The sequence below is a fragment of the Vibrio sp. TRT 29B02 genome (assembly GCF_050113655.1).
Lineage (GTDB): Bacteria > Pseudomonadota > Gammaproteobacteria > Enterobacterales > Vibrionaceae > Vibrio.
In genome coordinates, this window is the sequence record NZ_JBNJOJ010000019.1 from 76,486 (window position 1) to 88,733 (window position 12,248).

Genomic DNA, 12,248 nt, shown 5'->3' on the forward strand with positions numbered 1-12,248 from the left:
ACATCTTCTCGTGCAATTACTCTGGTAGAGCATCGAAATCACTCAGTGGCGATTCGTCATCGTTTTGTAACAAGATACTGACACGTTGTTCAGCATCACTGAGTTTGGCTTGGCCTGCGCGAGCAAGCGTAATACCACGCTCAAAGTTCTTGAGTGCATCGTCTAATGCTAAATCACCATTTTCGAGGTTTTCTACAATCGCATCGAGCTCTTCAATCGTCGCTTCGAAGGTCATGTTTTCCGGTTTTTTGCTCGCCATAACTTTTCTACACAGGTAAAGATGCTCGAAAGTTACCTTAGCCATTAATGATGGTCAAATTTAACCGAGTAAATTTGTCAGAAAAATGGAGTTGAAGCGTTCATTTTATGTAGCCAAGTAAATAATAGGGTTAAAGGCCTAGTACTCAGAATGGGGTAAGCATCTATATTTATGTGAATGCGGTATCAATAAAATACTAAAGATCTGAAGATGTTGCCGATATAATTTGTTAGAAGCTCAAAGATAGCATGAGGAGTGCTCTGTGGATTTAGCAACGCTGATAGGACTGATTGGCGGTTTGGCTTTCGTTGTCATGGCGATGATACTCGGCGGAAGCATTATGATGTTCGTCGATGTCACATCAATACTTATCGTGGTGGGTGGTTCTACCTTCGTGGTGTTGATGAAGTTCACTATGGGGCAGTTTTTTGGTGCCGCCAAGATCGCCGGCAAAGCCTTTATGTTCAAAGCTGATGAGCCTGAAGATTTGATCGCTAAAGTGGTTGAAATGGCTGACGCAGCTCGTAAAGGTGGATTTCTCGCCCTTGAGGAGATGGAGATCAGTAACAGCTTTATGCAAAAAGGCATCGACTTACTCGTCGATGGTCACGATGCTGATGTTGTTCGTGCCGCGCTGCAAAAAGACATCGCGCTGACGGATGAGCGACATGATTTTGGTTCGAGTGTTTTCAGAGCATTCGGTGACGTTGCGCCTGCGATGGGGATGATCGGTACACTGGTTGGTCTGGTTGCGATGCTATCTAACATGGACGATCCAAAAGCGATCGGTCCTGCGATGGCGGTAGCACTCCTAACCACTCTGTACGGTGCGATCTTATCAAACATGTTGTTTTTCCCGATTGCCGACAAGCTTTCACTGCGCCGTGAGCAAGAAAAATTGAATCGTCGTCTGATTATGGATGGCGTCTTAGCAATCCAAGATGGCCAAAACCCTCGAGTGATAGATAGTTATCTGAAAAACTACCTCAATGAAGGTAAACGTGCTCTTGACGTAGATAACGAGTAAGGACGCAGTTATGGATGATGATAACGACTGCAAATGTCCGCCGCCCGGCCTCCCGCTTTGGATGGGAACATTTGCAGACTTGATGTCACTATTGATGTGTTTCTTCGTACTGCTTCTTTCGTTTTCGGAGATGGACGTACTGAAGTTCAAACAGATCGCAGGTTCGATGAAGTTTGCATTTGGTGTTCAAAACCGTCTTGAAGTGAAAGATATCCCTAAAGGTACCAGTATCATTGCGCAAGAGTTTAGGCCAGGTCGCCCTGAGCCAACACCGATTGACGTGATTATGCAACAGACCATCGATATTACTCAGCAGACGCTTGAATTTCACGAAGGTGAATCAGATAGAGCTGGTGGTACTCAAAGGGATCAAGGCTCCTTAACTGGTGGACAATCACCAGATACTTCAACGCAGAACAATCAAAATTCTGAGTCGGATAATGAGCAGCAACAGTCTGCTGAGATGTCTCAAGAGCTTGAAACTGTAATGGAAAGTATCAAGAAAGCTCTAGAACGCGAGATAGAGCAAGGCGCGATTGAAGTTGAAAATCTCGGTCAGCAAATAGATATACGCATTAGAGAAAAAGGCGCGTTCCCAGAAGGCTCAGCATTCTTACAACCTAAGTTCCGACCTTTGGTGCGTCAGATAGCCGATTTGGTCAAAGACATTCCGGGGGTTGTGAGAGTATCAGGACATACAGACAATCAACGTATTGATTCTGAACTCTACCGATCTAACTGGGATCTGTCGGCGCAGCGTGCTGTCTCTGTTGCTCAAGAAATGGAGAAGGTACGTGGTTTTAATCACCAACGTCTCCAAGTGAGAGGTATGGCAGATACAGAGCCGTTGGGGCCAAATGATACTGAAGCTCAACGTTCAAGAAATCGACGAGTAGAAATCAGTATTATGCAAGGTGAACCACTTCTGAGTGACGAAGTTCCTGCTTTACAATAGCAAGCTAAAAAGACGAGCAAAAAGCTCGTCTTTTTTATGGGCATTGCTTCATGTATAATCTTGCGCCCTTAGAGGCAGTACATGGCGAAAGACCGCTGCTACGCTCTAATAGAGCATTAAACTAGCGAAACAGTTAACTTGTGAAGTGAATTATGAAATTTATCGTAAAGCCCCATCCAGAAATTTTTGTAAAAAGTGAGTCTGTGCGTAAGCGCTTCACAAAGATTCTTGAATGCAATATCCGTAACATCGTCAAGAGTCGTACAGAGTCTGTTGCTGTCTTTAACCGCCGTGACCATATTGAAGTAACTTCTGAGTCATCTGAATACTACAAAGAGACTCTTGAAGTATTGACGCAAACTCCAGGTATCCACCATGTACTGGAAGTTCAGCAGTCAGAGTTCAAAGATCTGCATGACATCTACGAACAGGTGTTAGAGCTAAATCGTCCACTTATTGAAGGGAAAACCTTTGTGGTACGTGCTAAGCGCCGTGGTAAACATGACTTTACTTCAATTGAATTAGAGCGTTACGTCGGTGGTGGTCTGAACCAAGCGGTAGAAAGTGCGAGTGTTCGTTTACGCAACCCAGATGTGACCGTGAAACTTGAAGTCGCAAATGAAAAGCTAAATCAAGTCATCGCTCGTCACAAAGGTCTTGGTGGTTTCCCTCTGGGAACACAAGAAGATGTTCTTAGCTTGATCTCTGGTGGCTTTGATTCGGGCGTCTCTAGCTACCTGCACATCAAACGTGGTTCTAAAGTACATTACTGTTTCTTTAACCTAGGTGGTCCAGCACACGAAATTGGCGTTAAGCAAGTCGCTTACTACCTATGGAACAAATACGGTTCTTCGGCAAAAGTACGTTTTATTTCCGTAAACTTTGAGCCTGTTGTAGGCGAGATTTTAGAGAAAGTGGATGACGGTCAAATGGGCGTTATCCTTAAGCGTATGTTTATGCGTGCTGCGGGTATGGTGGCAGAGAAATTTAAGATTGAAGCTTTGGTGACTGGTGAGGCACTCGGTCAGGTTTCAAGCCAAACTCTGACCAACCTACGTCATATCGATAATGTGACTGATACGCTAATCCTACGTCCACTGATCAACTGGGATAAAGAAGACATCATTAACCTAGCTCGTGATATCGGCACTGAAGACTTCGCGAAAACAATGCCAGAGTACTGTGGTGTGATTTCTAAGAAGCCAACGGTTAAAGCGATTAAAGCGAAACTGGACGCTGAAGAAGAGAAATTCGATTTCGATATCCTTGAGCAAGTTGTCCGTGACGCGCGAGTGATGGATATTCGTGATATTGCTAAAGAGACAGAAAAAGCGGCTCCTGAAGTTGAGCAAGTTCAAGCAATTGAACAGCATGCGATTGTACTTGATATTCGTAGCCCTGAAGAGGAAGACGATAACCCGTTAGAAATTGACGGGGTAGAGGTTAAGCACATTCCATTCTTCAAACTAGGCACTCAGTTTGGTGATCTAGACCAGTCGAAGACTTACCTGCTGTACTGTGACCGAGGCGTAATGAGCCGCCTACAGGCTCTTTACCTACAAGAGCAGGGCTTCCATAACGTGAAGGTTTACCGCCCTTAATCTCGGTAAATTCAAGGTTATTAAAAAGCGCAAATCGGTCACTCGATTTGCGCTTTTTTTATATCTATAAATTTCGCGCATAAAAAAACACCGCCATAGAGGCGGTGCTAAAAAATTTGACAGACAGGTCAAAATAAATACAGGAAGTATATGTTTCGTTGTTTTCAACGAAACTGGTAGAAACCTACCTAACTCGAAATACGAGTTTGCAAACACAACATCGCGACAAGAAGTCAATTGATTCAAAAGGGAACCAAGCCGTTCTGACTCCTCATTGCGGGGTGAAATATAGAATTTCTCTGGTCGTCAGGCAATGGACATTTTATAATGTTTCAGATTAAAAAAACTAATCCACTTTTTAGAAGGCTGCTATGTCTAGAAGATTACCTCCCTTAAATTCATTGAAAGTGTTTGAGGCTGCTGCTCGTCACTTGAGCTTTACTCGTGCGGCAGAGGAGTTGTTTGTGACTCAGGCTGCGGTTAGTCACCAAATTAAAGCGCTAGAAGAATTCCTCGGCTTAAAGCTGTTTCGACGTCGAAATCGCTCGTTACTACTAACAGAAGAAGGGCAAAGCTACTTTCTCGATATAAAGGATATTTTTACATCTTTAGCAGAAGCTACTGACAAAGTGCTAGAGCGTAGTGAGAAGGGGGCGTTAACGATCAGTTTGCCACCTAGTTTTGCTATCCAGTGGCTAGTGCCTAGACTGGCCGATTTCAACCAGCAAGAACCGGATATCGATGTACGTATCAAGGCAGTGGATATGGATGAGGGTTCACTGACTGATGATGTTGATGTTGCTATCTATTATGGTCGAGGTAACTGGCCTGGCTTACGTGCCGATAAACTCTACCAAGAATTCTTGATCCCACTTTGTTCACCATCGTTACTTTTAGGTAACAAACCATTAGAAACTCTAAGTGATCTAAAGCAGCATACCTTGCTGCACGACACATCTCGTAAAGATTGGAAACAGTTTGCGAAACAAAATGGTATTGAAGGGGTAAATGTCAATCACGGACCGATATTCAGTCACTCAACCATGGTGTTACAAGCCGCTGCTCATGGCCAAGGTGTCGCTCTCGGAAACAATGTTCTGGCACAACCCGAGCTGGAAGCGGGTCGTTTAATTGCGCCATTCGATGAAGTATTGCTATCTAAAAATGCGTTTTATGTGGTTTGCCACGAGAAACAAGCCGATATGGGGCGAATTGCGACTTTCCGTGATTGGATGCTAGCGAAAGCACAGAGTGAGCAAGAGGAGTTGCTGGATGACTGATTATTTACGTGATGGCAAGTCATCCGATCCTCTGTTTATTTTCGCCCATGGTGCGGGTGCAGGGATGGATCATGAGTTTATGAACTCGGTTGCTAAAGGACTCGCAGACAAAGGTATTCAGGTTGTACGGTTTAACTTTCCATACATGGTCAAGCGAGCGGAAGATGGTAAGAAGCGTCCGCCAGATAGAGCGCCTAAGCTGCTTGAGGCCTTTCAAAAAGTGATTGGTGAGCTTGCTGGGGATACTCCCGTTGTGATTGGCGGCAAATCGATGGGTGGGCGCATGGCAAGTTTACTCGCAGATGCCCCTTTGGTGGCTGGCGTCGCGTGTTTAGGTTTTCCATTTCATCCTCCTGGTAAGCCGGAAAACTACAAAGGCGAACACTTAGCAACGCTGTCTAAGCCATGCCTTGTTTTGCAAGGAGAACGAGATACGTTTGGTAAACGCGAAGAGTTGAAAGACTTTTGTCTATCACAAAGCGTTCAGACCGTGTTTATCCCAGATGGCGATCATAGCTTTAAGCCGCGAGTACGTTCAGGCCACAGCGAGCAAAGCAATATTGCTTTGGCAGTGGACAATCTCGCTGCTTTTATACTTGAGGTGTACGGTGAAAAGTAAATACCTATTGGCATTCGGTGGCTCATTAATGGGGGTAGGCGTTGGATTAGGCGCTTTTGCGGCCCATAGCCTCAAGTCGCTGCTGTCACCTTATCTTATCGGTGTGTTCAACACTGGCGTTCAGTATCAGTTTATTCACGCATTGGCGATTGTGGTTTGTGGTCTATTACTGCAGTTTAAATTGCAGCCAAAGTCACAAAAATATTTCGCCCTTGCAGCGATTTGCTTTATCATCGGCATCTTTTGTTTTAGCGGCAGCCTCTACGCACTTGCGTTAACCGGTATCAAATGGTTTGGTCCAATTACGCCATTGGGTGGTTTAACCTTTATGCTTGGGTGGGGACTGTTTGTCTACGCAGCACTACAGACTAAAGAGGTGAATCAGTGAAACAGTTAATGCTCTACTGCCGTAGTGGCTTTGAAAAAGAGTGTGCCGGAGAAATCCAAGATAAAGCCACTCAGTTAGAAGTGTTTGGTTTCCCACGCCTCAAGAAAAATACAGGTTATGTGCTGTTTGAATGCTACCAAGATGGTGATGCAGAAAAACTGGTAAAAGAGCTGGATTTTAAAGCGCTGATTTTTGCTCGTCAGATGTTTGCGGTAGCCACTGAAATAGAAGATCTCCCACGAGAAGACCGTATTTCTCCAATGCTCGAAGTGTTGAACGATGTTGATAGTATGCCTCGTTGTGGTGATATCCGCATTGAAACACCAGATACCAATGAAGCCAAAGAATTGCTTAAGTTCTGTCGTAAATTCACTGTCCCAATGCGTCAGGCGTTACGTGGTAAAGGTATTCTTTTTGCAAAAGATAGCCCTAAAAAACCTGTTCTGCATATCTGTTTTGTTGCCTCTGGGCACTGTTTTGTAGGTTACTCTCTACCAGAGAATAACTCTCAATTCTTTATGGGGATCCCGCGTTTAAAATTCCCGGCAGATGCACCGAGTCGTTCTACGCTTAAGCTAGAGGAGGCCTTCCATGTCTTTATCCCTCGTGAAGAATGGGATGAGCGTTTAGCCGCAGGTATGTGGGGTGTTGATTTAGGTGCTTGTCCAGGTGGCTGGACCTATCAGCTCGTTAAACGTTCAATGTTTGTTCACTCGGTTGATAACGGCATGATGGCGGATAGTTTAATGGAGACGGGTCAGGTTAAGCATCACCAAGAAGATGGTTTCAAGTTCGAGCCAGCTCGTAAGAACGTTACTTGGTTAGTCTGTGACATGATTGAAAAGCCATCACGTGTAGCACAATTGATGGGTGAGTGGATCATCAGTGGTTGGGCTAAAGAGGCCATCTTTAACCTCAAACTACCGATGAAAGGCCGTTACGATGAAGTACTGCAAGATATTGAAAACTTGAAAGTATTTATGATTGAAAACGGTGTTAAGTTCCGTCTGCAAGCTAAGCATCTGTATCATGACCGTGAAGAGATCACGGTTCATGTGCAATGTTTATCCAACATTTCGCCGCGCTAAAAGAGCCGCAAGTTTTTACTAACTGACAGTGACATGAAAGGGTTGACTTATAGAGTCAACCCTTTAGTTTTTTCGCCACTCGCCACTCGCCACTCGCCACTCGCCACTCGCCACTCGCCACTCACTTTCACTATGGTGTGCTTGGAACAACATCTGCTAGATTCTGTACTTTATAGCCTGGGTTATACCAGACTTGATTGACTTTATCCCACGGGATTGGGTCATCAAGTGATGGTCTAGGATGGATTTTTGGTGGCTCTTGTTTAGGTCTATCTGCCATTAACTCGGTAATGCCAAGTCTCTCGTAACGTTCCGCTATTTCCTTGAGTTGCTCTGGCGTCAGTGGCTCTGGTTCTTTTTCTGGGGTCGGTGGAGGGACTGGCACCGCTTTTGTTGCCGAATATTCACCGACATAGGTGAGTATCCCGCATCCATCAAGCCATAGCTTTGTTCGTCCATCAGGGAGAAAGCCAAACATAAATTCCGTTTGATAGCATGTTGCTCCTTCCTTGGAGGATATGATACTAGGGTATGGCGTGACCATCGCTGCTTTAATTTGCGCGGTGACCTTAACGACGGTGGCGTAGCGAAAACCATGGCTCCCCCAATAGAGATAGAGTTCATCGGGCAAGGATTTTATGCCAGTGCCAATTTGTCTTGAAGTGAAGTTGACCGGTACACCCAAAGGTATTGCATAGCCATCGTAGTCTGGATAGGTATACTCTCGATATTTTTCCATCTTGTATCGAGATTGCAGCAATCCGCCATACGGCAGCATCATACTGGTCCAGTCCTCTTGGTAGTTAACCCCATACGCTTCTGTTATGCCAGCAGGGTAATTATAAGAGATCGCGGCGCCAATTCGCCAAGGCCTAAACCTTGGGTCATCAGGGTAGTTTGGCTTAGTACGTCCGGCTAAGCCAGCGATTAGAGCGAGTATGGCAATGGTTGTGATCGCGAGATAGCGTTTATTCACCGTCGTACTCCTCGCGTGCATAGCCGTGGTTGATGGCTACTCTGGTGTGCTTGGAACAACATCTGCTAGATTCTGTACTTTATAGCCCGGGTTATACCAGACTTGATTGACTTTATCCCACGGGATCGGGTCATCAAGTGATGGTCTTGGGTACATCTTGGGTGGTTGTGGTCTCTTTTTGGGTTTCGTGTCAAACAGAAGGTGTCCAAATTGCTCGATCTGTTCTGGTGTCAGTGGCTCTGGTTCTTTTTCTGGGGCAGGGGGAGGGATTGGCACCGCTTTTGTTGCCGAGTATTCTCCAATGTAGGTGATATAAGCGCATCCTTTGAGCCACATTTTCGCTCTCCCGTCTGGAAGTAGGCCAAACATAAAATCAGTTTGGTAGCATGTAGGTCCCTCGGGCTCTTCTGGATATTCGGGATAAGGCTTCACTATAGCCGCTTTAATTTGCGCGGTGACCTTAACGACGGTGGCGTAGCGAAAACCATGGCTCCCCCAATAGAGATAGAGTTCATCGGGTAAGGATTTTATTCCCGAACCAAGTTGACCAGAGGTGAAGTTGACCGGAACACCCAAAGGTATTGCATAGCCATCGTAGTCTGGATAGGTATACTCTCGATATTTTTCCATCTTGTATCGTGATTGCAGCAATCCGCCATACGGCAGCATCATGCTGGTCCAGTCCTCTTGGTAGTTGACACCGTAGGCTTCGTTAACCGACGCAGGGTAATTATAAGAGATCGCGGCGCCAATTCGCCAAGGCCTAAACCTTGGGTCATCAGGGTAGTTTGGCTTAGTACGTCCGGCTAAGCCAGCGATTAGAGCGAGTATGGCAATGGTTGTGATCGCGAGATAGCGTTTATTCACCGTCGTACTCCTCGCGTGCATAGCGTTGATTGATGGTGTGAGGTTTATTTGGGGTCACGATACCAAACCAATCATCGATATCGGAGGAATGATGGATCAGCCCCAGGGCAATAAAGTTATCAAGCATGCTTTGCGATCCTAGTAGTTGTTCTATTTCGTGTACTTTGCCAGCCTTTGCCTGTTCTAGGGCGCTTTGGCACAGTTCGCCAAATGGATACGGGGGTAGAGTTGGTAGGTATGGATAGGCCAACTGACTTTGAACCGGATAGTATAAGTGGGCGTCTTTATTACTTTCTTGGCAATTCCAAACATAAGGGCCTTCTGCTTTGTCATATACAGGCACGCCAGCATATTCTGCCAGTCCATACATCACTCTTAGGTAGAGGCGCGATAAATCGCCTTCGGTACATTTGCGATAAAGCAGATGCGCTATCGCACCGCTGGTGTATTTCCCTTCATAGGTCAATTCTGGATTAGTCAGCAAATAGTCTTGCCATAGCCAACCGTGTTTAAGTTCAATATCTAACGCATGTTCAAGCTCTGTGGTTAGAGCGGCAAGTTGTTTTTTTTGCCCGAACAGGGATAAGTCGGTGTTTTGCACGCTTGCTATACGTTTATTTTCCAGTAGCGGTAATAGATAGTCTGCGTTGGAGAAGGCGACACGTGAGTGATAGCCGCCACCAATATCGGAATGTGCGCCAGGCAATACGATTTCATCAAAATGAGGGGCAAAATTGAGTCTGTTTAGGCTAAAGTTATAGCGGTATTCGCTGTGTTTGTTGGCCACAAGGTGGACGGCTTTGCGCACTCTGGCAGGATCTAACCATAATCGCACCGGTTCATCATTATCATTATGCGCGATTCCGTAAGCAGCGACGGTATCAAACAGCCCAGCAAACATTACTTCGCAAGATTGGTTGCTATCCCAATCAAAGTCGGTGACCAGAGTGTAATCGCCGGCTAATTGTTGCAATGTTCGGGTAAACTCTTGCGCGAACACATTTTGCTTGCCCGCCAGAACAGTATTAATACAGTGCCTTGCCGCCGCCGCGCCGCGACTAAAGCCAAACACGTCAAATTCTAGCTTGTTTAAACCGTCGATTTTGATCTTCTCTTCACGTTCAATGGCTATGAGAATCAAACCCAATTGGCTGCAAACCTCTTTAATCCCTGTACGGACTTTATTGATAATGCCATATTTACCCAAACCAAACGCCAATCCCTTGCTATCTTCATCTGCTCTGGCAATATCGGTGCTATTACCTGTGCCTATCCCAGTAATGTATTGAGCAAAACGGTAGACAGTTTTATCCTCATTGAAGGTGCCCCTCTGATAGAGGTCAAAGAGCTTCTGGATATTGGTCAGTTCATTGGCCGCGCTGCCTGTTATGTCGGCCCAATCGAAACATTTTTCAATGAATTGCGTTGGATGAATATCTTGAGTGTTAGCAATCTCTTCTGATACCTGATAAGCGGCTTGCCATAGGTAGTAGCGATCCTCTAATCGAGCTTTGCCCCATTTGGCACTGTAGCTGTTGTTGGCTGTCCCATCAAAAAACATCCCTAACCTTAGAGTAATATAGCGACAGCCTTGGATGGTCACGAAGTGACTGGTATTCGTAACCAGTTTGACCACGCCAAGCGCCTCTTTTTGGTGACGTTTGGGGATGTTTTGCCCTTGCTCTAGCTGCACAAAGTCACCCAAGGTTAGCGTATGATGCGTCCAAGAAGCACCACTGCTTGCGGCTGGGTTCTGTTTAAGCCATTGCTGGACAGGAGAAGTCTCACCGTCAAAGGGCAGTCGACGCTGGGTGTGATATAACCAGGTTGGATTATCGAATTGGAGAGTAACACGTCCAGGAGCCAAGCTTACCAAGCGTATCGGTTCCTCTCCAAGGGTCACTGGGTAAACCGCTCCACTTGCGTCGATCAAATTCCCTTTGATGTTGGGGAATGGTTGGTTATGTTCATCGCGAATATGGATTTCTATCCAATGGGTGTAGCTTTCGCAAGGAATGCAGTGCTCACTGACACCTAAGGCTCCAAAAGTCATTTTAATGCTCCTATAACGTACTCCAGTTGCTCTCGCTCAGTCAGTGATAAGTGCAAAACGTCAACCACATCATTGATGTTGACGATCTCAGCCTTAATTAAGTGAGCCAGTACGTAAATTTGTCTATCGACAGAGGTGGCATACATTGATGGGAACTGTTGCAAGGCTTTTTCTATAAACTGTTTGGGGTTAGCTAACTTGTTGATTGCTGTTGGTAGCACACGCCATAACGCTCGCTCAATATTGGTGGCGAGTGTGGTGTGGTCTTCTTTTGCTGTCAGGTGCTCACTTTTCACTCTCCACCAAGGGTTTGTTTGCAAAGTAAAAGCCAGGGGCGAGTGATTTTCATAGCGGGTATATTCCTCACCTTGCCAATGTAGCCAATGACTTATGTTCCCTAAGAACTGAGAACGGTCACCGTCACTCATCACGGCGAGCATGGGCATAATGACGACAGGATCATAAAAGCGGAACAACACCTTTTCTCCCTCTAGATAGGCCCAGAGAAGGCTGCGTAAGTGAGCCATAACGCCATTAAATTCGGTCTTGCTGGCTAAGATGATGCCTTGCGTTAGCTCGTTTTGAAGTGCTGGATTGAGTGTCTCAATCGGGATGAGCCACGGAGACAAGGGCATCAACTCGTTTGAAAATGAATTATCGAAGACCGGTGCGGCACCTTCTAATGCACCGGTGGTTTGAATGGTATGTCTGAAATTGCTGGCCGTCACGAGCCAATAGAGATTTGTCTTTTCATCAAATGTCATCATTAAGCATTCTCCTGTTTTTCGGCAGGACATGCTTTTACCGTGCTGACATTCTCGTTTTCTGCCCGCAGCAGTGCAGTTTGAGTGACGTTGGTCGATGAGGTTTCATCTGTCTTTTCTAATGATGCCGTGTCGTTGCTTCTTAAAGGTAACTGAGCGACTTTCCCCGCAAACCCAGAACCTGTGCTTGCACTGCCTCCCGAGTTTAAATTCACGCTAGGGCCAACCAAGCTAGCACCAGACGCGTCCAGTTTTATAAAGCTGCCACCGGCTTTCAAAGTCATTTCAGAGCCCGCTTCGATAACGACCTTCATACCGGCTTTGATGTGGAGTTCATTGCCAATTTCAAATGCATGCAACTGAGCGATTTT

The 12,248-nt window shown here is 45.8% G+C and carries 12 protein-coding genes and 1 pseudogene; 7 read left to right on the forward strand and 6 right to left on the reverse strand.

Annotation, left to right across the window (positions count from 1 at the left end; all coding sequences use genetic code 11):
- Nucleotides 1–16: 16 nt before the first annotated feature.
- The gene (gene xseB, locus ACQEXT_RS13030; protein ID WP_138971801.1) at nucleotides 17–259 is read right to left on the reverse strand and encodes an exodeoxyribonuclease VII small subunit; all 243 of its coding nucleotides are present in this window, start codon (nucleotides 257–259) and stop codon (nucleotides 17–19) included.
- Nucleotides 260–521: 262 nt separating this feature from the next.
- Here xseB and pomA point away from each other — a divergent pair, with 262 nt between their 5' ends.
- The 7 genes from pomA to rlmM all read left to right on the forward strand — a co-directional run bounded on the left by pomA (nucleotide 522) and on the right by rlmM (nucleotide 7,217).
- The gene (gene pomA, locus ACQEXT_RS13035) at nucleotides 522–1,286 is read left to right on the forward strand and encodes a flagellar motor protein PomA (protein WP_138971802.1); all 765 of its coding nucleotides are present in this window, start codon (nucleotides 522–524) and stop codon (nucleotides 1,284–1,286) included.
- A 10-nt stretch (nucleotides 1,287–1,296) separates the two neighbouring features.
- Nucleotides 1,297–2,241 (forward strand): flagellar motor protein MotB, encoded by a 945-nt coding sequence (locus tag ACQEXT_RS13040; RefSeq protein WP_138971803.1) that lies wholly within the window; start codon nucleotides 1,297–1,299, stop codon nucleotides 2,239–2,241.
- A gap of 152 nt (nucleotides 2,242–2,393) precedes the next feature.
- Complete coding sequence (thiI, locus tag ACQEXT_RS13045) at nucleotides 2,394–3,842, forward strand: tRNA uracil 4-sulfurtransferase ThiI (RefSeq protein ID WP_138971804.1); 1,449 nt, start codon at nucleotides 2,394–2,396, stop codon at nucleotides 3,840–3,842.
- Between the two features lie 371 nt (nucleotides 3,843–4,213).
- Nucleotides 4,214–5,122: a transcriptional regulator GcvA gene (locus ACQEXT_RS13050; protein WP_138971806.1), complete on the forward strand. Its 909-nt coding sequence runs from the start codon at nucleotides 4,214–4,216 to the stop codon at nucleotides 5,120–5,122.
- The gene (locus tag ACQEXT_RS13055) at nucleotides 5,115–5,741 is read left to right on the forward strand and encodes an alpha/beta fold hydrolase (RefSeq protein ID WP_426952407.1); all 627 of its coding nucleotides are present in this window, start codon (nucleotides 5,115–5,117) and stop codon (nucleotides 5,739–5,741) included. The genes ACQEXT_RS13050 and ACQEXT_RS13055 overlap by 8 nt, the downstream gene beginning before the upstream one ends.
- Nucleotides 5,731–6,129, forward strand: a complete 399-nt coding sequence (locus ACQEXT_RS13060) for a DUF423 domain-containing protein (RefSeq protein ID WP_331417959.1) — start codon at nucleotides 5,731–5,733, stop codon at nucleotides 6,127–6,129. Before ACQEXT_RS13055 ends, ACQEXT_RS13060 begins: the two co-directional genes overlap by 11 nt.
- On the forward strand, nucleotides 6,126–7,217 hold the full coding sequence (gene rlmM, locus ACQEXT_RS13065; protein WP_426952408.1) for a 23S rRNA (cytidine(2498)-2'-O)-methyltransferase RlmM: 1,092 nt from the start codon (nucleotides 6,126–6,128) through the stop codon (nucleotides 7,215–7,217). Before ACQEXT_RS13060 ends, rlmM begins: the two co-directional genes overlap by 4 nt.
- Before the next feature lie 130 nt (nucleotides 7,218–7,347).
- Here rlmM and ACQEXT_RS13070 read toward each other — a convergent pair whose 3' ends face one another.
- From ACQEXT_RS13070 to ACQEXT_RS13090, 5 genes and pseudogenes are all read right to left on the reverse strand, one after another.
- Entirely contained in the window at nucleotides 7,348–8,193 is an 846-nt protein-coding gene (locus ACQEXT_RS13070; RefSeq protein ID WP_426952410.1) for a DUF2931 family protein, read from the reverse strand.
- A gap of 36 nt (nucleotides 8,194–8,229) precedes the next feature.
- A complete protein-coding gene (locus tag ACQEXT_RS13075) occupies nucleotides 8,230–9,060 on the reverse strand; it encodes a DUF2931 family protein (protein WP_426952412.1) in 831 nt (276 codons plus the stop codon).
- Nucleotides 9,053–11,113 (reverse strand): T6SS phospholipase effector Tle1-like catalytic domain-containing protein, encoded by a 2,061-nt coding sequence (locus ACQEXT_RS13080; protein WP_426952414.1) that lies wholly within the window; start codon nucleotides 11,111–11,113, stop codon nucleotides 9,053–9,055. Before ACQEXT_RS13080 ends, ACQEXT_RS13075 begins: the two co-directional genes overlap by 8 nt.
- Nucleotides 11,110–11,880 carry a DUF4123 domain-containing protein gene (locus ACQEXT_RS13085; protein ID WP_426952416.1) on the reverse strand — a complete coding sequence of 257 codons (771 nt, stop codon included), beginning with the start codon at nucleotides 11,878–11,880 and terminating at the stop codon, nucleotides 11,110–11,112. The genes ACQEXT_RS13080 and ACQEXT_RS13085 overlap by 4 nt, the downstream gene beginning before the upstream one ends.
- Nucleotides 11,880–12,248: pseudogene (locus ACQEXT_RS13090) on the reverse strand (hypothetical protein); the annotation flags it as partial. The pseudogene ACQEXT_RS13090 and the gene ACQEXT_RS13085, both read right to left, overlap by 1 nt.